Genomic DNA, 23,885 nt, shown 5'->3' with positions numbered 1-23,885 from the left:
TCGGCGCGGCAAGGACTTGCAGGCGCCATGGCCCTCAGCGGGCCATAATCTGGAACGGGTCATACTCCGAGTTATGCTGCTGTCCGCATAACTCGGAATACGATCCCTTCGGGTGAGGCTTCGGCCTCACTTTCCGAGGGCCTGCCACGGCGCAGGTGCGCCTCCGGGCCTATCTCCGATAGAGTGATCGGCGGTGCCGATCTGAGGAAGGCTTATGTGCCACCAGCACAGATCTTGGGGCGCAGAGGGCGGAAAGCGGCTGTTCGCCGCGGTTAAGACGAATGGCATGTAAGCGCAGGAAGCGAGCCGATGGCAGGGTTGGCCGTGCGACCTTGCCTAAATTCTTGCGCGGCAATCTGGGTGAGACCGAGAACCTAAGTGGCATGGTTCAAGGGCCGTTGCGGATATCTGTAAGCCTTTCGCGCCTTCCTGATCGGTTGCCGAGCGTTACAGCAATGAGCGGGTTATCTTCAAACGAGCCGTTTATGATCGCCAAAATAGGTCACTGGCAGCGGTAGGATTGGTCTTTCGCGATTTTCTGAATTGCACGTAGATCAACAGAACTTGGGGATGGATGATAGGCAGGGTGGACGCACAACGACGCATCGAACGGGATGGTGACGTCCTTGCCCCTGACAATCTCGACCATGTGCAATCTCCCTTAGCGGCGACAATCGCGTGACCGCCACCCGGGAAGGCTGCCCCCTATGCACTTCGCCTCCTCAAGGATTCGATCTGACTGGACAGGAGAGCGGGCAACTCACACGCGTTCCAGCGCGATGGCGATGCCCTGCCCCACGCCGATGCACATGGTAGAGAGTGAGCGTCTGCCGTTGATGTGGCGCAATTCCAGCGCGGCCGTGCCGGTGATCCTCGCACCCGACATGCCCAAGGGGTGACCCAGCGCGATGGCCCCGCCGTTGCGGTTCACCCGAGGGTCATCGTCGGCGATCCCGAGCTGGCGCAGCGTGGCCACGCCTTGCGCGGCGAAGGCCTCGTTCAGTTCGATCACGTCGAAATCTGCCTGGGAGAGCCCCAGCCGCGCCATCAGTTTCTGGCTCGCGGGTGCCGGGCCGATGCCCATGATGCGCGGCGGCACGCCCGCGGTCGCCCCGCCGAGGACGCGGGCGATCGGCGTCAGGCCATGCGCGCGGGCGGCGTCGGCGCTGGCCAGTATCAGCGCCGCGGCGCCATCGTTGACGCCCGACGCGTTCCCCGCCGTGACCGAGCCGTTCGGGAACAGTGACCGCAGCTTTGCCAGCGCCTCGGCCGTTGTCGCGCGGGGATGCTCATCGCGGTCTACCACCAGCGCCTCGCCCTTGCGCTGCGGGATCGTGACAGGGGTGATCTCAGCCGCGAGGCGCCCGTTGACTTGCGCAGCCGACGCCTTGGCCTGGCTGGACAGTGCCATCGCGTCCTGCGCCTCGCGGCTGATGCCGTAGTCATCCGCCACGTTCTGCCCGGTCTGCGGCATCGAATCCGTGCCGTAGGCCGCGTGCATCGCCGGATTGATCAGCCGCCAGCCGATGGTGGTGTCGCAGATCTCGGCGTTGCGAGAAAAGGCGTTGTCGGCCTTGGGCATTACGAAGGGGGCGCGGCTCATGCTTTCGACACCGCCCGCGATGACTAGCTGCGCCTCGCCGGCGGCGATCTGGCGCGCTGCGGTCAGCACCGCGTCCATTCACGAGCCACAAAGCCGGTTGATCGTGGTCCCGGTGACGCCGACCGGCAGCCCCGCCAGCAACAGCGACATCCGCGCCACGTTGCGGTTATCCTCGCCCGCCTGGTTGGCGCAGCCGAAGATCACGTCATCGACCGCCGCCCAGTCCACACCCGCGTTGCGGTCCATCAGCGCTCGCAGGGGAATGGCCGCCAGATCGTCGGGGCGCACCGATGAGAGCGCCCCGCCATAGCGCCCGATCGGCGTGCGGATGTAGTCGCAGATGAAGACGTCGGTCATGTTGGTGCTCCGAGTGTGGCAACTTACAGCTTCTCGATCATTTCCGGCACGGCGGTAAACAGGTCTGCGACCAATCCATAGTCGGCGACCTGGAAGATTGGGGCCTCTTCGTCCTTGTTGATCGCGACGATGACCTTCGAATCCTTCATCCCGGCGAGGTGCTGGATCGCACCCGAGATGCCGACGGCGACGTAAAGGTCCGGAGCCACGACCTTGCCGGTCTGCCCGACTTGCCAGTCGTTCGGCGCAAAGCCCGAGTCCACCGCGGCGCGCGAGGCACCGACAGCGGCGTTCAGCTTGTCCGCGAGCTTCTCAATCAGCGCGAACTCGGTCTGCGAGCCCACGCCACGTCCGCCCGAGACCACGATCCCGGCCGACGTCAGCTCGGGACGGTCGGGGGACGCGACCTTATCCTCGACCCAGGCGGACAGCCCGCTGTCGACCGAGGCCGAGACCTTCTCGACCGGGGCGTTACCGCCCTTGCCCGCCGCATCGAAAGTCGCGGTGCGGATGGTCAGCACCTTCTTCGTATCCGAGGTCTTGACCGTGTGGATCGCGTTCCCGGCATAGATTGGCCGGTCGAAGGTCGCAGCGTCATGCACCGCCAGCACTTCCGAGATCACCATGACGTCCAGCAGGGCTGCCACGCGGGGCAGGACCGACTTGGACAATGCGCCCGAGGCGGCGACGATGTGCTCGTAGTCACCGGCCAGCGACACGACCAGCGCGGCGGTGGGCTCGGCCAGGCCATGCGCGTAGGCCCCGTCCTCGGCCAGTAGTACCTTCGCCACGCCTTCCAGCGTCGCGGTCTCGGCCGCAGCGGCCGCTGCATCGGGATCCGCGACCAGCACGGTCACTGGACCCAGCGATTTCACCGCGGTCAACGCCTTCGCCACCTGGTCGGTCGCGAGTTTCCCGTCAGCAACGTCGGCAAGAAGAAGAACGGCCATCTCAGATCACCCCTGCTTCGTCTTTGAGTTTTGCGATCAGCTCGGCCACCGAGCCGACCTTAACGCCCGCCTTGCGGCCCGCCGGTTCCACGGTCTTGACGACCGACAGCCGCGGGCTCACGTCCACGCCGTAGTCGGCAGGCGTCTTGGTCGCCAGCGGCTTGGCCTTGGCCTTCATTATGTTCGGCAGCGAGGCATAGCGCGGCTCGTTCAGGCGCAGGTCGACGGTGATGATCGTCGGCATCTTGACTGTGATCGTCTGCAGACCGCCGTCCACCTCGCGGGTGACCTTGGCTTGGTCGCCGTTGATCGACACTTCCGAGGCGAAGGTCGCCTGGCTCCAGCCGAGAAGCGCCGATAGCATCTGGCCGGTGGCGTTCATGTCGTTGTCGATCGCCTGCTTGCCGCAAAGGACGAGGCCCGGCTTTTCTTCCTTCACCACGGCCGCCAGCAGCTTGGCCACGGCCAAGGGCTCGATGTCCACATGCAGGTTGTCCGTCGCCTCGATCAGGATGGCGCGGTCGGCCCCCATCGCAAGCGCGGTCCGCAGCGTTTCCTGGGCCTGCTTGACGCCGATGGAGACGACCACGACCTCGGTCGCGATGCCCTTCTCCTTCAGACGGATCGCCTCTTCCACGGCAATCTCGTCAAAGGGGTTCATCGACATCTTCACATTGGCCAGATCGACACCCGTGCCATCCGCCTTCACGCGGACCTTCACGTTGTAGTCGATCACCCGTTTGACAGGCACCAGAACCTTCATGGGAGAGCTTCCTTTCTCACATCCCCTGTCCGCCCGGTCGTGCTGGGCGGACAGGGCAGTCATGTGCGTCAGTTTGCGGTGTAGCCACCGTCCACGACGATCTCGGCGCCATGGACGAACGAGGCTTCGTCCGAAGCAAGGAACAGCACCGCGTTCGACACTTCCTCGGGCTTGCTCGGACGCTTGAGGAGCGTGCAGCCCAGGATCGCCTGCCGCGTGGCCGGATCGGCGTGCAGCAGATCCTTGGTCATCGGCGTGTCAATGACGCCAGGGTGGATCGAGTTCACCCGGATCCCGGTATCTGCCAGATCGACGGCACAGGATTTGGTCAGCATCCTCACAGCACCCTTGGAACCGATATAGGCCCCGGCCATTGCCGCACCGACGATGCCGTAGATCGACGAAATGTTCACGATCGAGGCCTTGTCCGCTTCCTTCATCAGCGGCACGGCCGCGCGGATGCCCAGATAGACGCCCTTCACGTTGACGTTCATCGTCAGGTCGAATTCCTCGGGCGTTGTTTCGTGCAGGGGCTTCAAGATCAGCACGCCCGCGTTGTTGACAAGGATGTCCAGCCGCCCGGCCTTGGCACGCACAGTGGCAATGGCGTTGGCCCAGTCGGCTTCGCTTGCCACGTCATGCTTGATGAAGTCGGCCTTGCCACCTGCTGCCACAATGCCCTTGGCGACCGCCTCACCCGCCGCCACGTCCCGGTCTGTGACGAAGACATGCGCGCCTTCCCGCGCCAGAAGTTCGGAGTGGGATTTGCCCATCCCCATTGCTGCGCCCGTCACGAGGGCGACTTTTCCCGATACACGTCCCACAGACTCTCTCCCTTATTGCTGTGTGGTTTTCTTGGCGCATGGCGGGCCGGGCACAATCCTGCCCGGCCCGCCGCGCGTTCCGTAGCTTCAGGCGCTTGCCATCTCGCGGTCGAAGATCATGGTCTGGTAACCACCATCCTTCACCGCGTTGATCGCGTTGCGGTAATTGCCGATGCCCGCCATGTAGAACATCACCGCGTTCTTCTTGCCGGGGATGTTCGCACCGAAGATCCAACTTTCGGCTTTCGGGAATAGGGTCATGTCCGCAATTGTCCGGCAGAGCGTGACCCATTCGTCCCGGGCGGCCTCGGTCGGCTCGATGGTCTTCAGGCCCTTGCCCTCCATCATCTCGATGGTGTCGGCGATCCACTCGACCTGCGTTTCGATGCTCGGCGGCAGGTTGGTGAAGGGGCCATTCGGGCCAAGGATCATGAAGAGGTTCGGGAAATCCGTCTCCATCATGCCCAGATAGCCCAGGGGGCCGTCCTTCCACTTGTCGCGCATGGTGACGCCGCCGCGGCCGCGCATGTCCATCTTGACGTAGTTGCCGTCCACCGCGTCAAAGCCAGTGGCGAAGATCACCACATCCAGCTCATGCTCCGCGCCACTTTCCAGCCGGATACCGGTCGCGGTGAACTCGGCGATCGGGTCGGCCTTTACATCGGCGAGGGTGACATTGGGCCGATTGTAGACCTCATAGTAGTTGTTCCCGCACAAGGGGCGCTTGGCATAGATGTCGCGCGGCGTCAGCGCCTTTGCGGTTGCGGGATCCTTCACGATTTCCTTGATTTTCTTCTTGATGAAGTCGGCAGCCGCGTCATTTGCGATCTGGCTGGTCGCAATGTCGCAGAACGTTCCAAACATGAAGTAGAAGCCGCCGCCGCGCTGCCATGCGGCCTCGAACACGCGTTCGCGTTCTTCAGGCGAAGCGGTTTCCGCAGGCACGGTGCTTTCCTCGAAGCCGAAGGCCACGACCGAGGATTTCACTTGTTTCCAGATGTCGTCGTAGTTGGCCTTTTGCTGGGCGATCGTCGCCTCGTCCTGGGGCGTGTTGCCGATCGGCACGACATATTGGGGCGAGCGCTGGAATACCGTAAGATGCCCGGCAATCGGAGCGGTCGCGGTGATGACCTGAACCCCGGTCGAGCCGGTGCCGATCACGCCGACGCGCTTGCCCTTGAGTTCGACACCCTCGGGCCAGTTGCCGGTGTGCAGCATCTGGCCCTTGAAGCTGTCAATGCCCTTGTATTTCGGCGTGTTCGTCGCGGACAGCAGGCCAAGCCCCGTGATCAAGTATTTCGCGGTGACCGTCTCGCCCTTGTCGGTTGTCACATGCCACAGCCCGGTTTCGTCATTGAAATGGGTCGCGGTGACACGAGTGTTGAACTGGAAGCTGCGGCGCAGGTCGTAGGTGTCTGCAACCTCGTTCATGTAGGCGAGGATTTCGGGCTGGGTAAGATAGCGGGTCTTCCAGCGACCCTTTTGCAAAAGCTCGCCGCTGAAGGAATAGCGGTAGACGAAGCTTTCGGTATCCGACAGCGCGCCGGGATAGCGGTTCCAGTACCAGGTGCCACCCACATCGCCTGCACGGTCGAAGGCCTTGACGTTCAGGCCCTGTTCATTGCGCAATTTGTAGACGGAATAGAGACCGCCGAAGCCCGCACCGATGACGACAGCATCGAAATCGGCGCCCTTGGTCTTTGTGGTTTCAACAGATTTGGTCATGATACTCCTCCCAGAGCATGGCACTGCCGCCCCGCGAAAAGCGGGTGAAAGGCCGGTTGACTGTGATGATATTTGTTGCTGCCCTGCGCCAGCTGGCGGCGCGGGGCAGTCGGATCAGAGGGCGCGATACCAAGCGGCGATGCGTGCCAGTTCCTGATCGGCCTCGGGGGCGCGGCCCGACAGGGCCGGGAAGACGTGCTGCATCCCCGGCACCACCGAGAGTGCGACGTTCACGCCCTGCGACTTGGCCTTGGCGGCCAGCGACTCGGAATCGCTTTGCAGCGTCTCGGCCCCGCCGCAAGTGATGTAGAGCGGCGGGAAGCCGGTGAAATCGTTTTCCAGCGGGTTGGCCAGCGGGTTCAGCGGATCGGTCGCGCCGCCGAGGAACATGCCGGCCATCGCTTCAAGGATCGGCTTGCCGACCAGCGCATCGGTGGCGGCGTTGGTTTCCAACGTCTTGCCGCGCAGCGCCATGTCAAGCCAGGGCGAATAGGCGATGACCGCACCCGGAAGGGGCAGGCCAAGGTCGCGGAACTTCAGCACCGAAGCGATGGCGAGGTTGCCACCCGCGCTGTCGCCTGCAGTCAGAATGTTCCTCGCCTCGAACCCTTGGGCCAGCAGCGCTTTGTAAGCGGCCACGGCATCCTCGATCTGGGCGGGGAAGGGGTGTTCCGGCGCACGGCGATAGTGCAGAATGCAGGCGGTCACGCCCAGCACTTTAGCAAGATGGCCCGCCATCTTTCGGTGGCTGTCGGCCGAACCAACAGCAAACCCGCCGCCATGAGTATAAACGATCACGCGCTTGGCGTCGGCGCCCACGGGCAGGGCCCAGATCGCCTCGACCCCGCCGACATGGTCGCTCTTGTAGGTGACGTTCTCCGGTTCCAGCGCGGGCTGGCCCCATTCGTCGAACATGCTGCGCAGGTTGGCGATGGTCAGGCCGGGGTTCGCGACCATCTGGTCGGTCCAGCTCTGATAGAGCGCTCGCAGTGAATCGGCTTCCTTGCTGATTGCCATTTGATCCTCCAAAGGTGGCGTTCCGGTCCGGTCCGTTCCCCCTGCGTTCGATCCTCCATCGGCGCAGGGATCGCGGAGTATCCCTAATCAGAGGACGTTACAGGTATCAGCCGCGCCTCGTATTGAACGTGCCTGCTTGTCGCGTTGCATCTTCTTGCTGTTTCGCGCCCCGATGCGATCACGACCGGGGCGCGGTGGTCCGATGTGAGGTCAACCTGCGTTCAGGCTGTCCAGAGTCTGGCCCGTTGCGGCCAGCCGCGCCAGCAACGGCGGCACCGCCCATCCCTGCGGGTATGCTGCGGCCAGTGCCATGTAGCGCTGCACGAGGGCGTTCACCCCAAGGCTGTCGGCATGATGGATCAGCCCGCCGCGCCAGCGCGGGAAGCCGTAGCCATGCACAAGCACCAAGTCGATGTCTTGTGGCCGCTCGGCGATACCTTCCTCCAGTATCGCGCAGGCCTCGGCGATCATGGCCAGGGTGATCTGTTCGACAATCTCATCGGCTGTGAAGTCGCGCCGGGTCCTGCCCATCTCTGTCGAAACCTTGCGGATTTCCCCTGTCACCAGCCCGGACACCACTGCCTTTCCCGCCGCGTCATAGTCATACCACCCCGCACCGGTCTTGCGGCCAAGCCGCTGGTGATCCGAGACCAGACGCTCAACCAGGGGGACGTGACGCGGCTTCGCGCCGGGGACCTGCCGCTTGATGTTGGCGTAAGCGATGTCGAGCCCTGACATGTCCTGCGCCTCATATGGTCCCATCGCCATGCCGAAGCCCCGCATCGCGGCATCGACCTCGTTGGGCAGGGCACCTTCGGCCAGAAGCAGGTTGGCCGCTTGCCGGTAGCGCGTCAGAATCCGGTTGCCGATGAACCCGTCGCAGACGCCTGACAGGACCGGGATCTTTCCTAAACGCCGCGCCAGTGCGAAGGCCGCGCCAAGCGTCTCGTCCGATGTGCGGTCGCCATTCACGATCTCCAGCAGCTTCATGATATGCGCCGGGCTGAAAAAATGCAGGCCAAGAAAGCGCGACGGAACCGCCACGCTATCGGCCAGCCGGTTCACGTCGAGATAAGAGGTGTTGGTGGCAAGGATCGTTTCTGGTGGCAGCACAGTTTCAAGCTCGGCAAAGATCGCGCGCTTGACCACGAAATCCTCGAAAGCCGCTTCAATAGCCAGATCGGCAGGTGGCAGGTTGGCATAACCGACGACAGAGGTCAGCCGCTCTTGGATCGCCGCGCCCTCGGTGGCGGAAAGCGTGCCGCGACCGATGCCTTGGTCCACCAGCTTGCGCAGGTTCTCCTCGGCCCGCCCCGCCCCGGCGGGGTCGCGTTCAACGACGGTCACCGCAATGCCGGCACCGGCCAGCGCATAGGCGATTGAAGCCCCCATGTTGCCGCCGCCGACCACGATGGCCGTGGCGATGTCCCGCGCGGGTCTGGGATAGGTGCGCCCCCTGTTGCCCGCCGCCCGTTCGGCAAAGAACATATGTCTAAGGGCCCGCGCCTGCGGTGAGGCGCGCAACTTCAGAAATGCCGCGCGTTCTCGCGCCAGCCCTTCGATCAAGGGCAGACTGGCCGTTTCCGCGACCAGCCCCACCGCGACCGGCGGGGCAATCTGGCCCGGCATCCGGCGCGTGATATGGGTTTGCATCGCGGCCACCGCGTCGGCGTCGGCCTGAGGCGCTGGACGCTGGTCCGGCCCGATCGCCGCAGCAAGGCGCACGTCGTAAAGCGCCAAGGCAGCAGCCAGCGGATCGTCTGCAATCTCATCGACAAGCCCCATCGACAGCGCCTTGCCTGCGGCGATGGCTTTGCCGGTCACAATCATGTCCAGCGCTGCCTTGACTCCGATCAGCCGTGGCAACCGCTGCGTGCCACCCGCGCCGGGGATGATACCCAGAACCACCTCGGGCAATCCCACCTGCGCTTCGGGGACTGCGATGCGATAACGGCAGGCCAATGCGATTTCAAGCCCGCCCCCCAGCGCCGCGCCGTTGATCGCCGCAATCGTGGGGATCGGAAGGCTGGCCAGGTGCAGCAAGACATCGTTGAGGTGCGGTTCAATGGGCGCTTGGGCGAACTCTTTGGCATCCGCACCGGCGACAAAGGTTTTGCCTGCTCCGGTCACGATCAGCCGGTTTGCGCCCCGTGCCACCGCTGTCTCCATCCCGCGCAGAAGGCCCCCCCGAATTTCAGCATCGAGAAGATTCAGCGGCGGATTGTTGATGGTCAGGATTGCCGCACCATCGCTCAGTTCAAGATCAACAGACATGTCAGACCTCACCGTACCGGCGCGGAATTGCGCGAGATGAACTTGGTGGACAGATAACCGTCAAAAGTCTCGGTCCCACCTTCGCTGCCATAGCCACTGTCACGCACCCCGCCGAACGGCGTTTCTGGCAATGCAAGACCAAAGTGGTTGATGCTGACCATTCCCGCCTGAAGGCACGCCGCCGAACGGTCGGCGCGCTCCAGCGAGTTGGTGAAGATGTAGGATGCAAGGCCGAACGACAGGCCATTGGCGCGCGCCAATCCGTCCTCAATTTCGCGGAAGGGCGACACAACCGCGACCGGCCCGAAAGGTTCGTCGCGCATCAGGGCGATGCTGTCGTCCGGCGTATTCACGATTGTGGGCGCGTAGAAACTGCCGCTGTTGCCGATCCGCGCGCCCCCGGTCAGCACTTCGGCGCCGTTGTCGCGCGCATCCGTAACCAGCTTTTCCATCGCTGTCACGCGGCCCGCATGACAAAGCGGCCCCATCTGCGTGCCCTCGGCCAAGCCGTCGCCGACCTTGACCGCCTCAAACGCCGTCACCAGTTCCGACAGAAACCGCTCGTGAATGCCCGCCTGCACATAAAACCGCGTCGGGGAAATGCAGACCTGCCCGGCATTGCGCAGCTTGTTGCCCGCCAGCGCCCGTGCCGCCGCCCCGGCATCTGCATCGTCGAAGACCAGCACCGGCGCATGGCCCCCCAGTTCCATCGTAGCCCGCTTCATGTGTTGGCCCGCCAGCGCGGCAAGATGCTTGCCCACTTCGACCGAGCCAGTGAAAGTGATCTTGCGCACGACCGGATGCGCGATCAGCGTTTCCGAGATGAAGGCTGAATTGCCCCAGACGAGGTTCAGACACCCCTCCGGCAGACCCGCCTCCTGCAGGAAGCGCGCGATAGCTAGGCAGCCCGCCGGGGCTTCGGCCGGACCCTTCAGGATCATCGTGCAGCCAGAGGCCAGCGCCGCCGCCACCTTGCGCACGGCTTGGCTGAGCGGGAAGTTCCAGGGCGTGATGGCCAGGCAAACGCCAACAGGTTCACGCACCACCAGATGCTGCACCGTTGGATTGCGCGAGGGCACGATGCGGCCATAAATGCGGCGGCACTCTTCGGCGTGCCAGTCAACGTGATCGGCGGACGACCGCACCTCGATCAGCGCCTCGGCCAGCGGCTTGCCTTCATCCAGCGTGATCCAGCGGGCGATCATCGCATCGTTTTGCCGCAGAAGATCGGCGAACCGGCGCAGGATCGCGCCACGATCGGTGGGCGAACGGTCCTTCCAAGTGGCAAAGGCCGATTCGGCGTGGCGCACCGCACGCTCCAGATCCTCGGCCGTGGCCTGGGGAATTCGGCCAATCTCGACCCCGTTGGCCGGGTTGATGACCGCCCGATCGCCGGTAGTTGCACTCGCCAGCCAATCCTTGCCGATGAGGTGGCGGATTTGCGGGTAATCCAGATTATTCATGATGTTCACGTCCTCGCTTGGCAGCGCCACCCGCTGTTCCATTGATGCAAGCGGGATAAGGCGGGCAGCTTCTTTATTCCGCTATGCGGAAAAATATTCCGCAGTATTGACGTGGACCATATCTTTGCTTTAGAGATCATTCAATACGCAGCATCTGTCCTTGAGGAGGGACACCGTGAGGCCAAGGAAGGAGAAACCCGAGGATGACGAACAGGACCGCGACTTCGTGGTGGCCTTGGCGCGCGGCCTGGAACTTCTGCGCGCCTTCCGGCGTGAGGGCGAGGCGCTGGGCAACCGCGATCTTGCCGAACGCGCGGCGCTCAGCAAATCCACCGTCTCACGGCTGACCTACACGCTGCACAAACTGGGGTATCTCAGCTACAACCCAGACACCGCGCGCTACGTGTTGGCGCCCCCGGTGCTGTCACTGGGCTTTTCCTGCCTTGCCGTGATGCCCCTGCGGCAACTGGCCAAGCCTTACATGCAGGAACTCGCCGATTACACCGGGATGCCGGTGGCAATGGCCAGCCGCGACCGCCTGTCGATGGTCTATCTGGAACGCTGCAAGGGCACCAATGCGGTGACGCTCGCGATCGAAGTCGGCGCGCATATCAAGCTGGCCACCACCGCAGTCGGCCGGGCCTGTATCGCCGCCCACCCCGAGGACGAGCGCGCCCGGATGATCGACGAGGTGCGCGAGCACGAAGGCGAGAACTGGCCAAACGTCCAGCCCGGTATCGAAAAGGCGATCGAGGATTACCAGACCCGTGGCTACTGCACCTCCTATACCGAATGGAAGCGCGACGTGAACGCGGTGGCGGTGCCCTTCATCCCACGCGACGGCTCGCCCATCGTCGCCTTCAACTGTGGCGGCCCCTCGCAGACCCTGACGCGCGACTGGATCGAAAGTGATGTCGCGCCCCGCCTTATCAACGTTGTCCGCCACGTGGCGGCCGTAGCCCCCTGACCCCAGAGAATACCATGGCCCTAGACTCCGATACACTCGCCCAGTTCCTCGACGCGCTCGACCGCTTCGTCAAGGAACGCCTGATCCCGAACGAGGCGCTGGTCGCCGAAGAAGACGCGATCCCGCCCGCGCTGGTGCAGGAGATCCGGGAAATGGGCCTTTTCGGCATGTCGATCCCAGAGGAATACGGCGGCCTTGGCCTTTCCATGTCCGAAGAGGTGCAGGCCGCCTTCGTGCTGGGTCAGACCTCGCCGGTGTTCCGCTCACTGGTCGGCACCAACAACGGCATCGGGTCGCAGGGCATCATCATCGACGGCACCGCCGAACAGAAGGCGAAATACCTGCCCGCGCTGGCTTCCGGCGAAATGATCGCCTCCTTTGCGCTGACCGAACCGGATGCTGGGTCGGACGCAGGCAGCTTGCGCACCACCGCCCGCCGCGATGGTGACCATTTCGTGCTGAACGGGACCAAGCGCTATATCACCAACGCGTCGCGCGCCGATGTCTTCACCGTTTTTGCCCGCACCAATCCCGAGACAAAGGGATCGTCCGGCGTCAGCGCCTTCATCGTCGAGGCCGGAACGCAAGGCCTGTCGCTGGGCCAGCCCGACAAGAAGATGGGTCAGAAGGGCTCGCACACCTGCGACGTGATCCTTGAAGATGTCCGCGTCCCCGCCGCCAACATCATTGGTGGCCCGGCGCGGGAAAACCAAGGCTTCAAGACCGCGATGAAGGTGCTGGACCGGGGGCGTCTGCATATCTCGGCAGTCTGCGTCGGAGCGGCCGAACGGCTGATCCGCGATGCGCTGGCCTATGCTATGGAGCGCCGCCAGTTCGGCGAACCGATTGCCGAAAAGCAACTGATTCAGGCCATGCTGGCAGACAGCCGCACCGAAGCCTTCGCCGCCCGCTGCATGATCGAGGAAACAGCCCGGCGCAAGGACGCCGGGGCGAATGTGTCCACCGATGCCGCCTGCTGCAAGATGTATGCCTCGGAAATGGTGGGCCGGGTGGCCGACCGGGCAGTGCAGATCCACGGCGGCGCAGGCTACATGGCCGAATATGCCGTCGAACGCTTCTACCGCGATGTGCGCCTTTTCCGCATCTACGAAGGCACCACCCAGATCCAGCAGGTTCTGATCGCGCGGAACATGATCCGCGATGCTGCTGCCGCCTGACCGAACCGGAGCCCATGATGGATTTCAACTTTCTCGCCACCCCCAGCATCGTCTGCCAGAGCGGCGGCCTCGCCCAGCTTGGCAGCCTGACCAAAGGTCTGTCAGTCACCCGCGCCTTCGTGATCACCGACCCCGGCATCGTCGCCTGCGGTTTTGCCGGTGAGGCGGTCGCGGCACTCAACGGCGCAGGCATCGCTGCCGAGATCTTTGATAAAGTGCAGGCCGACCCACCCATCGCGGTTGTCGAGGCCGCAGTTGAGGCCGCGACTAGCTTCGGCGCCGACGGCGTCATCGGTCTGGGCGGCGGCAGTTCGCTCGATACCGCAAAGGTCGTGGCGGTCGCCGTGGCCAGCGGCCAGCCGATTGCCGACATGATCGGCGTGGACCGCGTGAGGGGCCAGCGCCTGCCACTGATCCAGGTGCCGACCACCGCCGGAACCGGGTCCGAGGTGACCTGGGTTTCGGTGCTGACATCGGAGAGCCACGAGAAGAAGGCGGTCTATGCGCCGCAGCTTCTGCCCGACATCGCCCTTCTGGATGCCAAGCTCACGCTCGGGATGCCACGTTCGATCACTGCGGCCACCGCACTGGATGCGATGGTGCATGCGATCGAGGCCGCAACCAGCCGCACCCGCAAGAACCCTATTTCCGACGGTCTGGCCGACAAGGCGCTGGTCCTTCTGGGCCAGAACCTGCCCCGCGTGCTGGATACCCCGACGGACCTTGAGGCGCGCGAAGCGATGTTGCTGGGCGCCACTCTGGCCGGGATGGCCTTCATCAACGCCAGCGTCGGCGCGATCCACGCGCTGTCCTATCCCCTTGGCACCGGTTTCCACGTTCCGCACGGCCATGCCAACGCGCTGGTGGCAGGCCCGGTCCTGCGCTTCAACCTGCCCGTCGCCGAGGCGGAATACGCCCGCCTGTCGCGTCTCCTTTTGCCTGCCCGCCATTTCAACTCCGACGCGGCGGCGGCCCTTGCCCTGATCGAGGAAATGGAGCGGATGCTGAAGGCCAGCGGCCTCAAGGCCCGCCTGTCCGAGGTTGGTGTGACCGAGGCCGCCATTCCCGGCATGGCAAACGAGGTCGTGACCGGTATCAGCCGGCTGCTGGCCACCAACCCGCGCGACATGACGGCCGACGACGTGGCCTCCCTTTACCGCGAGGTGTTGTGATGCCCGGCGCGCTTGACGGAATCCGCGTCCTTGACCTCAGCCGCGTGCTGGGCGGCCCCTATTGCACCCAGACGCTGGCCGACCATGGCGCCGAGATCATCAAGGTCGAGCCTCCGCAAGGGGACGAGACGCGCGAATGGGGCCCGCCCTTCAATGACGGGCTTTCCGCCTATTTTTCCGGCGCCAACCGCAACAAGCGCTCCATCGCCATCGACATCGGCAAGCCCGAGGGGCGCGACGTGATCCTGCGCCTGCTCGAAGGCGCCGACGTCCTGGTCCACAACTTCAAGTCCGGTGCTTTGGAAAAATGGGGTCTCGGCTATGATGCGGTGCTCAAGAACCGTTTTCCCCGCCTGATCCTTTGTCACGTCACCGGCTTTGGTGCCGATGGCCCGTTGGGCGGCTTCCCCGGCTATGACGCCGTGGTGCAGGCGATGACCGGCCTGATGAGCATCAACGGAAACCCGGCCAATGGCCCGACGCGGATGGGCACGCCCATCGTGGATATCGGCACAGGACTCATCGCCTGCAATGCGGTGCTGGCGGCTATCATCGAACGGTTCCGCTCTGGGCTGGGCCAAGCAATCGAAGTGCCACTTTACGACTGCGCCATCAGCATGATGCACCCGCAAGCTGCAAACAGCCTCATGTCGGGAAAGGTCCCGGTTGCCACCGGCAACGGGCACCCCAACATCGTGCCCTATGACATGTTCGAAACCCGAACCGGCAAGTTATACCTCGCCGTTGGCAACAACGGCCAGTTCGCCAAGCTCTGCGAGGTGCTAGGCCTGTCCGACGTCCCGCAAGACCCCCGCTTTGCCGACAACGCTGCCCGGCTGGCCCACCGCGCCGAAATCACGGAAATCCTGTCTGCGCGCCTTGCGGAGAGCGACGCCCGGGCGCTTGAACCCGCGCTGCTGCGCGCAGGTGTCCCGGCAGGCGTGGTGCGCAACGTGATCGACGCGCTTGACCACCCGCATACCCGCCATCGCGGCATGGTGGTGTCGGTCGGCAGCTACAAGGGCACTGGCGTTCCGGCACGTCTGTCGCGGACACCAGGCGAAGTCCGCGCCGCCCCGCCCCGGTTCGCACAGCATAGCCGTGTCCTGCTCAAGGAGGCGGGTTTTTCGGAACAGCAGATCGACGATCTGACGCAGTCGGGCGTCGTTCTTGAGGAACGGACGGACACGGTTCAGAGATGACGCGCAAAGCCGGGCCGCCAACTCGGCCCGACCGCCAATAAAGGGGGAGCCAGATGCAGAAAGCACTCGTGACGCCAGACCGGATTCCTGAGTGGATTCCCGGCACAATCACGATGGACAGTTCCGGCCGGGACTGGAAGGGCATCACGATGAAAGGCTACCACTACGATCGCCAGGACGCGGCCATCCCCGCGATGCGCGATTACATGATCGTAGCCTACGACGGAAATCCGACGACCATGCTGCGAACAAGTGGCGGATCAAGGCAAAGCGCGCCCGTTGGCAGGGGCAGGATCTCGCTTTTGACGCGGGCCGAGCAATCCACGTGGTGCTGGGCAGAACCGATCAAGGTTCGGCATATCTACATCGGTCATGACTGCCTTGAGGACACGGCACAGACCGTGTTTGGCCGCAGTCCGCAATCCGTCGAGATACAAGATCAGGTTTCGGCCGAGGATCCGGTTCTGCTAAACTGCTTCCACATGCTTGAAAACGAACTGCGCAACGGTGGCATGGGGCAGCGCCTGATGATTGACGCGCTGCGCAACCAGATCGCGGTGCATATGCTGCGACGCTATGCCCGGATCCGGCTTGCCGATGAAAGCGGCTCCGCCTTCAGCCCGACTCAACGCAAACGCATCATAGACCTCATCGAAGACCAGCTCAGCGAAAACATCAGCCTTGACGATCTCGCCGCTGCCGTCGGCCTCAGCCCGTTTCACTTTTCCCGCCAGTTCAAGGCCGACTTCGGGATCGCCCCATACGCCTTTGTAATCCAGAAACGTGTCAGCAAGGCACAGGAGATGCTCCGACGCGGGCGCCTTCCACTTAAGTCGGTCGCGCTGGACTGCGGTTTCTCCGACCAAAGCCACCTTTGCCGTACATTTCGCAAGATAGTAGGTGTGACGCCAGCCCAGTACCAGAACAGAGCATGACTTTCGCCGCGAGTATCATTTGCAGGTCTTGACCTTCTGCGAGCACAAACGATGGCGGACCTCTGTTGGGCTCTGACTTGCCCCCTCCACCAAGTCAGGACCAATTGATCATTCGCTCGCTGCGTCACTCGGACTCCGTGAGGAGACTGACCGATAAGCAACCTTTTCTGGCTGACAGACGCACAGATGGCGCGGTTTCAACCTTTCTTTCCAAAAGGCTATGGCAACCCCCGCGCCTTCATAAATCGCAATGGTGTGCTCTGGTGTGATACGCGTCGGGAGTATGGCCCAGCATTTGGATCGATCTGGAGGCACCGGGGATCACGTTTTCCACATAGCCGCCGTTGGCTGTGATCCGCACGAAGGGCTGCTAAGGGCCGAGGCTGTGTGGAAACGCGGTGGCGACGTCTGCGGCGTGGTCGATCGGAGCATTTCCGGACAACAGGTTCGCAATGAGCGCACATCGCTTTCACCGCGCCTCTGGGAGGGGCATCTGACGGCCACCGGTCGGCCTCATGTAGCTCCAGAGAGCTGATATCAGCCCCGCATGGCCCGCATCAGCCCCCTGACGCCGAGCAGAGCGACCATTCGCTTGATGTTGTAGGCCAGCACATTCAACGCCATTTCGCTGCGGACATTCTTCAGTCTGCGCGTCAGGAAATGGGTGCCGCCCATCCACGCTTTGATCGTGCCGAACGGGTGTTCGACGGTGCAGCGGCGGAGTGTCATGTAGTCCGGGCCGCGTCCCAGACGGCTCTCCATGTCGTCGACCAGATCTTCCCGCTCCCAGCGCGAAATCCGCCGCTCGTTGCCCGTCGTGCAATTGGTCAGGAGCGGGCAGGTCTTGCATCCGTTGATCCAACATCGCCGGATCGGGATGCCGCGCTCCTCGGTCGTTTAGCGGTAGGTCAGGTCTTCGCCTGCGGGGCAGACGTAGACGTCCCGTTCGGCGTCGTAGACGAAGTCCGCCTTCACATACATGCCCTTGGCCGCATTGCCCGAGGTCGCAGGCCGCGGCACTGTCGTCATGATGCCTGCCTCATGGCAAGCCAGGATCTCGGGGCCGCTGAAGTAGCCCTTGTCGGCGATGGCATGCAACTCGTCCCGCCCAAGGGCAGCCTTGGCCGCGATGGCCATCTGGCTGAGCTGTTCGCGGTCGAAGCCCTGGTTGGTGACCTCATGCGCGACGATGAGATGCGTCTCAGCATCGACAGCACTCTGCACATTGTAGCCGACCAACCCGCTGCTCCGCGCGCTGGTCGCCATCGCGCGGGCGTCGGGGTCCGTCAGGGAAATCTGGCCGTCCGACGCGTCGGCCAAAGCCTTGTCCATCTCCCTGAGCCGCGCGATCTCCTGCCGGATGCGGCCATAACGGCGGGACAGATGCTCGACCTTTCCGGCCCTTGCCTCGCCGTCCTCCTGCCGGTCGATGCGGACCATCTCGGTGATGTAGCGTTCGACATCGGCTTCGAGATGGGCGATGCGGCTGGCGATCTTGCCCTTGGTGAAATTCCTGTCGCGGTTGTTCACGGCCCTGAACTTGCTGCCGTCGATGGCGACGCAATCACCCTTCAGCGTGCCGATCCGGCGGCAGAGCTCGACGAACTGCGCGCAGACCTTGCGGATGCCCGCGCCGTTGTCGCGACGGAAGTCCGCGATGGTCTTGTGATCCGGCACCAGCTTGCCGGTCAGCCACATAACCTCGACATTGCGCCCGGCCTCGCGCTCCAACCTGCGGCTCGACGGGATGCGGTTCAGGTATCCGTAGATGAACAGCTTGAGCAGGACCGCAGGGTGATAGCCGGGCCGTCCAGTCCGCGCGGCGGCAGAACGCGCGAAACCGAGACGTGGCAGATCCAGCTCTTCGACGAAGAAATCCACGACGCGAACCAGACTGTCCTCACCGACCCAGTCGTCCAGACGTTCCGGGAAAAGCACCGACTGGCCACGATCAACGCCCTCGATGAAACCCGCCATGCCCGCCTCCGCCTAACCTGCGGAAGTTTACCACAGAGACGGGTTTCCACACAGCCTCGGCCGAAAGCGTAGGTCAAGCCTTCAACTGATGGCCAGGTCGCTCGCGGTCTTTCCCGCATCCAAAGCCTTCACGAACCACTGCGGTTTCCGCCCCCGGCCGGACCAGGTGAGCGCCGGGTTCTCAGGGTGCCGGTATTTCGCCGCGGCAGGCGCACGGGAGGATTTCGTATCGGTGCTGACAAGTTCGGCCAAGGAGTAGCCCAGATCCCGGGTGAGCGCTTCTACCTTGGCGCGGGCTTCCGCCTTCTGCCGATCCTCATAGGTGGAAATCGCCTTGGCGATGTCCTTCTGCATTTTCTTCAGCTCGCTGAGCGACAGTGCCTCGAGATCGTAATCAGCCATTTGTGCGGTCCGTATCCGAATGTCCCGGTATCGATAGCCCGTCGCGGCAGGGCGCCGCAACTCCCAGAGGGCAGGGGCAGGGGTGGCATAGGCTGGTGATCTCCGTTTTCGTCGCCGGTGAGGTGCTGAACTGGGGGGGCAGGCTGTCCCGATGGGCAAGGTGATAGGGTCCGGCATGGGCTCCCCGCACATCTCTGGCTTCTGGGCCATCCCTTCGACTGACAATCCTCTAATCCCGTTCTGGCTCTCGCGCGCAACCCCGCTTCAGTCCGGGCCGTGTTGCCCCTTTGGGGCTGCCCGCTCCACCCCGGTCCTCTGGGGGTTTCCGGCGTCCGTTCCGTCCACCGTGCACGCGTCACCCGACGGGCTTTTTCCGGGTCTTGTCGAAGGGACGGTCCCGAAGACAGGAGCAACAGGAGCTTACCATGCAGAACATCGTCATCCTCGCCGGCAACATCGGTCAGACCCCCGAAGTCCGCACCACCCAGGGCGGCACCAAGATCACCAACTTCAGCCTCGCCACCTCCCGCCCCCGCCTCTCGGAAGGTCGCGTGCTGCGCGACGAGAATGGCTACCGGGTCATGGACACCGAATGGCACCGTATCACCTGCTTCAACGGTCTGGGCAAGACGGTCGCGGAGCATTGCGAAAAGGGCATGAAGGTCCTCGTCCACGGCCGCATCCACTACACCAAGTGGATCGACAGCATGGGGAACGACCGCTACGGCTGCGAGATCATCGCCGAGAAGGTCGACTTCCTGAGCCGCCCGAAGTCGGCCGAGAACGAAAATCCCGAGCTGGTCGACCGCGACGACGAGATCCCGTTCTGAGGATCGGGGTCTCCCCCTGGGGCCCGGCGGGGAAACCCGCCGGGTCTGTTAAACTTCAGCCTAGCGTCTTTATCGCCGCCAGCTTCTTGTCGATCCTACCGATGTGGTGGTCCCAGTCATCTGCCCAGCCCTCTGCGTTCGCTTGCTTGCAGAGCGCCCTCGCCAAGGTCCAGTTGCCGCGCTTCTCTTCGATGATGCGAAGCTGCCGGTAGCCCGCGTGGGCCGGGATGAAGCCCCAGTTCTTGTCCTCGCGGAAGAACCGGACGACATTAGCCCCGAGGCCGATCTGGCGCTGGAAACTCTTCACGGCCTCGTCCAAAGCGAATGGATCGTGATCCCGCCACCGGTAATAGAACGCACCTCTAACCGCAAAGTAGAAGTGCAGGTCAAGAACCGGGACGTTCTCGTTTACCAGCGTGTCAGCCCGATCTAGCAGCTTGTACCCCAGATGGCGCAGGTGCTCCTTCTTCAGGTATTCCGCCAGCGTGCCGAGGCTGTTGGGGTTGGTCGACCGCGCAAGGCTTTCCGCCGTGCCTCCGCCTAGTGGCGCGAAGACCCCTTCAATGGTCGCGCGCACCTCCTGCGTGAAGGCGTCCGTCCACCAGTCACCGTTCGGTTTCGATTCGGCTTTTCGACGGATGAATGGCAGCATCCTGTTTCCCTGTCCCACCACCGTGGGTAGCATCGCATCATGCAAATACCTGACGACATCACACCCATTCTGCGCGAGATCGACCAGTCGCTCAAGGAGAAGGCAATACCGCCACACTCGCGCCCCATCATGGCGGTGATCGAGTTCGGAAAAAGGTTCCGCATCAGTCTTCCCATTGCGAAGCTCCCGCCCGGTGCACCGGCAGAACTGGTCGCCACCAGCGTATACACCGACCGCATCCACCGCTGGTACGAAGAGGTCTACGGCGATCTGATCAAGACCGATTTCTCAGAGGAGGCCAAGGTCGCGGTCCTCGCGGATGGGGACATCTGGGAGATGCGAATTCCGTTGAGCTACGGGATGGCGGTTATTGGGGTGAAGCGCGAGTTGCCGAAGGAGACCGGCAACACGATCGGGACGAAAGTTCTGGACCTCAACGCTTGCGCCTCCCTTACTGGCATCACCGAGGCCCGCCTTCAGCACTTCTCGGATGATGACCTGAACGAGGTCTATGGGCTTTTCGTGGTGGGCCTCGACGTTCGCAAGGCATTCGACCGTTTCCGCAAGGCCGACCCTATGTTCGCTGCCGCCGAGGATGACTGGGCTGCCGCCGTTGCGAACATGACTAGTCAGTCACCGAACTGGGGACACGCGAGATGGGCATCTCTTCAGATGACCGAGAAGTTCATGAAGGGCCTGATCACGCTGGTTGGGGACGTCCCGGTCAAACGGGTTCACGACCTGACGGCGTTGCACGACGCACTCGCCTTCTCTGCCGCGGGCATGAACCTCAAGCACCTCCTTGCGGACATCCAATGCGGCGCTGGTGTCCGCTATAACGACCCGAAGATGCCATCCACGCGCCAGCAGGCCTACGCCGCGCACAAGGCCAGCCTGCTCGTCGTACGTGTCTTGGGCGACGTCCAATACAGCCAAAACCGATGACCACCCGCAGGCCTCGGACACTGCCGCTTTGCTCTAATTCGCCATTGTGAACCCAAGAGTGAGAGGAGTGCCGGTTTCCCGGTGACGGGTTGAGGGCAGGGAGAGTGGCTCCCGGCGCCCGTCGCGGGAGATAGCCGATGGGCGTTGTGGAAGTTCTGGATCCGGTTGCACCGACGCGGGCTGGTGGCTGGAAAGTGGATGTGAGCCGGGGCGAGCGGAACGGGCGGGTGTCGTCCGAATGGTTCAACCGGCCGGATGACGAGCGGTATCTGTCGCTCGACGATCTCTGGGCCAATGTGAAGAGCCGCTCCGAGCGCAGCCGCAGCAGGGTGGTGCAGACGGTCGACATCCGAGTCGAGGCGGCGCGCGACAACCCCGAACGGTTGCACCTGATGCTGCCGAAAGCGCACGAGCCGGTTGCACCCACGCACTGGGCCTTCGGCCAGCTTGCCAGCATCGTCGGCGCTCCGGCATCCTACCTGCGGCAGTTGCCCGCGCCGCTGGCGGGGATCAACCTGCAGTATGGCCTGACCAATCACCGCGCAGAGCAGGTGAAAACCTTCGAGACGGAAGACGGCCGCACCGAACTGCGCGCTGTGACCGGCCCCGACTATGGCCGCATCCATGACCATGAGCTGGTCGAGGCGGTGCAGCGCATCGCGGGCAATGGCACGGGCGACACGCGCTGGAAGGTGCCGGGTGTGCTGGACTGGTCGACCGGGGTCTATAACCCCGATGTCGAGATCAGCCGCGACACGACCACACTCTATGCCTCGGACCGCGACGTCTTTCTGTTCCTGGTCGACGATCACAACCCGATCGAGGCGGGCCGCCTGCCGGACGGCTCCCCCGATCTCTATTTCCGGGGCTTCTATTGCTGGAATTCCGAGGTGGGCGCGAAGACGCTCGGCATGGCGAGCTTCTACCTGCGGGCCGTGTGCCAGAACCGCAATCTCTGGGGCGTCGAGGATTTCCAGGAGATCACCATCCGCCACTCGAAATACGCGGCCTCCCGCTTCGCCCATGAGGCCGCCCCGGCGCTGACGCGCTTTGCCAATTCCTCGCCGCAGGGCTTCGTGAACGGCATCAAGGCGGCGCGGCAGCAGATCGTGGCGCGGACGGATGAGGATCGGGATGACTTCCTGCGCAAGCGCGGTTTCTCGAAGGCCGAGTCCGGCAAGATCATCGAGAAGGTGCTGATGGAAGAAGGCCGCCCGCCGGAGAGCATCTTCGACTTCGTGCAGGGGATCACGCGGCTTGCGCGAGACAAGACCCAGCAGGATGCCCGTCTGGACATGGAAGGGCGCGCCAAGAAGCTCCTCGACCAGGTCGGCTGACGCCGGGCCCGACAACGCGACCGCCCTCGCGCGCGGCGGTCGCGCTTTCTCCTTCCACATGCATGCCACTGGCCCCGCCCCGAGAGGGCAGGGGGCTTCGACGTGCCATTTTCAGCGAGACCCCCATGACCCCCCAGGAAGAAACCGTCATCCTCGAGGCCCGCGACATCCTCGGGCGCTACCTCAGCCAAAACCCGGTCATCGGCAGTTGGCAGGCGCTGATGGACTATTGCGCGCTCAGCGTTCGCGGCCCCATCGAGCGGTTCCACGTCCTCTATCTCGACCGCAAGAACCGCATCATCTCCGATGAGCTTCTCTCGACCGGCACGGTTGACCACGTCCCGGTCTATCCGCGCGAGGTGATCAAGCGGGCGCTGATGCTGAACGCCAGCGCCCTGATCCTGATCCACAACCACCCGTCCGGCGATGCGACGCCGTCCGATGCCGATCTCAGCATGACCAAGGAGATCCAGAAGGGGTGCAGGTATCTCGGGCTGACGCTGCATGACCACATCATCGTCGGTGCCGGGATGGAGCTGAGCCTGCGGGCTCTCGGCAAGCTCTGACGCTGCGGCCAGATCCATCACCGTCGCCCCTTCGAGGAAGAGGGCGGCGGTTTGGTCTTTGACGGTGAAGCGGGGAGAAAGGCTTCCCCCGCCGTCGGAGATCTTCCCATGTTTGACCTGACGTTGCCGATCCAACCGACCGCCTACGCGCGGGGCGTCCCGCCGCATTTTCCGACTGGCGACGCTGACCCCAGTCATCCCTTCGCGCTAACCCTGTCACGCCGTGCGCCGACCGATCTGCTGTCGGGCCGGACCGCTCCGCTGGTCCTCGCCCGTTTCGCGACGCTCGCCGAGGCCATGCTGGGCGCAATTGACCATGCCGAGGGGATCGCCCCGGATGCTTCGCCCCAGCTTCTGGCCATCCTCGACCGTGACGCGCGCCTTGTGCTGGCCGGGGCCGCCAGTGACTATGCCGTCGCTTGGTGCCACCCGGTGACGAGCGCGGCTGAGGCACGTGGCGTCGTGACCGAGGCGAGCCAGCTGCGCGCGCAGGCAGGCCGCGCCAACGACTGGGGTGAGCCCGATCTGGCGAGGCGGCTGCGCCACCGCGCCGATCTTCTGGATGCGCGGCTCGTCGACCCGCTCTGGCGCGCCTTCGCCGCCCGGGCGCTGCAGGTCGCTGCGTGAGGCCCGAGAGACAGAGGAGGGCAGTATCCGTCCGGTCTGCCTGCCCTGCCTGCGTGATGGAGTGGGTGATAGTGTCCACTATCGATAGTGGACATCTTGAGGTCGGTGATGGCGGGGAA

Annotated in this window: 20 protein-coding genes and 3 pseudogenes; 11 read left to right on the top strand and 12 right to left on the bottom strand. The window is 63.8% G+C overall.

What is annotated here, in order from left to right; translation table 11 throughout:
• Nucleotides 1-502 precede the first annotated feature (502 nt).
• The 9 genes and pseudogenes from ACFQXB_RS19960 to ACFQXB_RS19920 form a co-directional block, all read right to left on the bottom strand.
• A complete protein-coding gene (locus tag ACFQXB_RS19960) occupies nucleotides 503-649 on the bottom strand; it encodes a hypothetical protein (protein WP_189382790.1) in 147 nt (48 codons plus the stop codon).
• A 111-nt stretch (nucleotides 650-760) separates the two neighbouring features.
• Nucleotides 761-1,960 (bottom strand): annotated as a pseudogene (gene pcaF / locus ACFQXB_RS19955) (3-oxoadipyl-CoA thiolase).
• Between the two features lie 23 nt (nucleotides 1,961-1,983).
• The gene (locus tag ACFQXB_RS19950; protein WP_161763800.1) at nucleotides 1,984-2,910 is read right to left on the bottom strand and encodes an electron transfer flavoprotein subunit alpha/FixB family protein; all 927 of its coding nucleotides are present in this window, start codon (nucleotides 2,908-2,910) and stop codon (nucleotides 1,984-1,986) included.
• Between the two features lies 1 nt (nucleotide 2,911).
• A complete protein-coding gene (locus ACFQXB_RS19945) occupies nucleotides 2,912-3,673 on the bottom strand; it encodes an electron transfer flavoprotein subunit beta/FixA family protein (RefSeq protein ID WP_161763801.1) in 762 nt (253 codons plus the stop codon).
• A 68-nt stretch (nucleotides 3,674-3,741) separates the two neighbouring features.
• A complete protein-coding gene (locus ACFQXB_RS19940; RefSeq protein ID WP_161763802.1) occupies nucleotides 3,742-4,497 on the bottom strand; it encodes an SDR family NAD(P)-dependent oxidoreductase in 756 nt (251 codons plus the stop codon).
• Nucleotides 4,498-4,584: 87 nt separating this feature from the next.
• Nucleotides 4,585-6,222 (bottom strand): flavin-containing monooxygenase, encoded by a 1,638-nt coding sequence (locus ACFQXB_RS19935; protein ID WP_377406957.1) that lies wholly within the window; start codon nucleotides 6,220-6,222, stop codon nucleotides 4,585-4,587.
• 114 nt (nucleotides 6,223-6,336) lie between these two features.
• Nucleotides 6,337-7,239 carry an alpha/beta hydrolase gene (locus ACFQXB_RS19930; RefSeq protein ID WP_189382787.1) on the bottom strand — a complete coding sequence of 301 codons (903 nt, stop codon included), beginning with the start codon at nucleotides 7,237-7,239 and terminating at the stop codon, nucleotides 6,337-6,339.
• 210 nt (nucleotides 7,240-7,449) lie between these two features.
• On the bottom strand, nucleotides 7,450-9,513 hold the full coding sequence (locus ACFQXB_RS19925) for an FAD-dependent oxidoreductase (RefSeq protein WP_189382784.1): 2,064 nt from the start codon (nucleotides 9,511-9,513) through the stop codon (nucleotides 7,450-7,452).
• Nucleotides 9,514-9,521: 8 nt separating this feature from the next.
• Complete coding sequence (locus ACFQXB_RS19920) at nucleotides 9,522-10,976, bottom strand: NAD-dependent succinate-semialdehyde dehydrogenase (protein ID WP_189382782.1); 1,455 nt, start codon at nucleotides 10,974-10,976, stop codon at nucleotides 9,522-9,524.
• Between the two features lie 175 nt (nucleotides 10,977-11,151).
• Between ACFQXB_RS19920 and ACFQXB_RS19915 the strand changes: the two genes are divergently transcribed.
• From ACFQXB_RS19915 to ACFQXB_RS19890, 6 genes and pseudogenes are all read left to right on the top strand, one after another.
• Entirely contained in the window at nucleotides 11,152-11,943 is a 792-nt protein-coding gene (locus tag ACFQXB_RS19915; RefSeq protein WP_377406956.1) for an IclR family transcriptional regulator, read from the top strand.
• A 14-nt stretch (nucleotides 11,944-11,957) separates the two neighbouring features.
• Nucleotides 11,958-13,121: an acyl-CoA dehydrogenase family protein gene (locus tag ACFQXB_RS19910; RefSeq protein WP_161763807.1), complete on the top strand. Its 1,164-nt coding sequence runs from the start codon at nucleotides 11,958-11,960 to the stop codon at nucleotides 13,119-13,121.
• 17 nt (nucleotides 13,122-13,138) lie between these two features.
• Nucleotides 13,139-14,293, top strand: a complete 1,155-nt coding sequence (locus ACFQXB_RS19905; protein ID WP_161763808.1) for an iron-containing alcohol dehydrogenase — start codon at nucleotides 13,139-13,141, stop codon at nucleotides 14,291-14,293.
• Complete coding sequence (locus tag ACFQXB_RS19900; protein ID WP_189382780.1) at nucleotides 14,293-15,495, top strand: CaiB/BaiF CoA transferase family protein; 1,203 nt, start codon at nucleotides 14,293-14,295, stop codon at nucleotides 15,493-15,495. The genes ACFQXB_RS19905 and ACFQXB_RS19900 overlap by 1 nt, the downstream gene beginning before the upstream one ends.
• Before the next feature lie 53 nt (nucleotides 15,496-15,548).
• Nucleotides 15,549-16,430 (top strand): helix-turn-helix domain-containing protein, encoded by an 882-nt coding sequence (locus tag ACFQXB_RS19895; RefSeq protein ID WP_229825873.1) that lies wholly within the window; start codon nucleotides 15,549-15,551, stop codon nucleotides 16,428-16,430.
• Between the two features lie 153 nt (nucleotides 16,431-16,583).
• Nucleotides 16,584-16,724 (top strand): annotated as a pseudogene (locus tag ACFQXB_RS19890) (IS5/IS1182 family transposase); the annotation flags it as partial.
• A gap of 243 nt (nucleotides 16,725-16,967) precedes the next feature.
• On the opposite strand, the pseudogene ACFQXB_RS19885 reads toward ACFQXB_RS19890, so the two are convergent.
• Nucleotides 16,968-18,407: pseudogene (locus ACFQXB_RS19885) on the bottom strand (IS1182 family transposase).
• Nucleotides 18,408-18,488: 81 nt separating this feature from the next.
• Complete coding sequence (locus ACFQXB_RS19880; RefSeq protein WP_189383020.1) at nucleotides 18,489-18,809, bottom strand: H-NS histone family protein; 321 nt, start codon at nucleotides 18,807-18,809, stop codon at nucleotides 18,489-18,491.
• A gap of 425 nt (nucleotides 18,810-19,234) precedes the next feature.
• Between ACFQXB_RS19880 and ACFQXB_RS19875 the strand changes: the two genes are divergently transcribed.
• Nucleotides 19,235-19,639, top strand: coding sequence for a single-stranded DNA-binding protein (locus ACFQXB_RS19875; protein WP_090271194.1), 405 nt, complete (start codon nucleotides 19,235-19,237; stop codon nucleotides 19,637-19,639).
• Between the two features lie 55 nt (nucleotides 19,640-19,694).
• Here the strand turns inward: ACFQXB_RS19875 and ACFQXB_RS19870 are convergent, their stop codons facing one another.
• Nucleotides 19,695-20,291 carry a hypothetical protein gene (locus ACFQXB_RS19870; protein ID WP_189383022.1) on the bottom strand — a complete coding sequence of 199 codons (597 nt, stop codon included), beginning with the start codon at nucleotides 20,289-20,291 and terminating at the stop codon, nucleotides 19,695-19,697.
• Between the two features lie 39 nt (nucleotides 20,292-20,330).
• Between ACFQXB_RS19870 and ACFQXB_RS19865 the strand changes: the two genes are divergently transcribed.
• The 4 genes from ACFQXB_RS19865 (at nucleotide 20,331) to ACFQXB_RS19850 (ending at nucleotide 23,766) form a co-directional block, all read left to right on the top strand.
• The gene (locus ACFQXB_RS19865; protein ID WP_189383023.1) at nucleotides 20,331-21,236 is read left to right on the top strand and encodes a hypothetical protein; all 906 of its coding nucleotides are present in this window, start codon (nucleotides 20,331-20,333) and stop codon (nucleotides 21,234-21,236) included.
• Between the two features lie 137 nt (nucleotides 21,237-21,373).
• A complete protein-coding gene (locus ACFQXB_RS19860) occupies nucleotides 21,374-22,573 on the top strand; it encodes a DUF932 domain-containing protein (protein ID WP_189383025.1) in 1,200 nt (399 codons plus the stop codon).
• Between the two features lie 125 nt (nucleotides 22,574-22,698).
• Nucleotides 22,699-23,139, top strand: a complete 441-nt coding sequence (locus ACFQXB_RS19855) for a JAB domain-containing protein (RefSeq protein ID WP_189383027.1) — start codon at nucleotides 22,699-22,701, stop codon at nucleotides 23,137-23,139.
• 108 nt (nucleotides 23,140-23,247) lie between these two features.
• The gene (locus ACFQXB_RS19850; RefSeq protein WP_189383028.1) at nucleotides 23,248-23,766 is read left to right on the top strand and encodes a DNA repair protein RadC; all 519 of its coding nucleotides are present in this window, start codon (nucleotides 23,248-23,250) and stop codon (nucleotides 23,764-23,766) included.
• The last annotated feature ends 119 nt before the right edge of the window (nucleotides 23,767-23,885 follow it).

Source organism: Halodurantibacterium daqingense (assembly GCF_042666235.1).
Classification (GTDB): Bacteria; Pseudomonadota; Alphaproteobacteria; order Rhodobacterales; family Rhodobacteraceae; genus Halodurantibacterium; species Halodurantibacterium daqingensis.
This window is presented reverse-complemented; position numbering and strand designations above follow the sequence as displayed.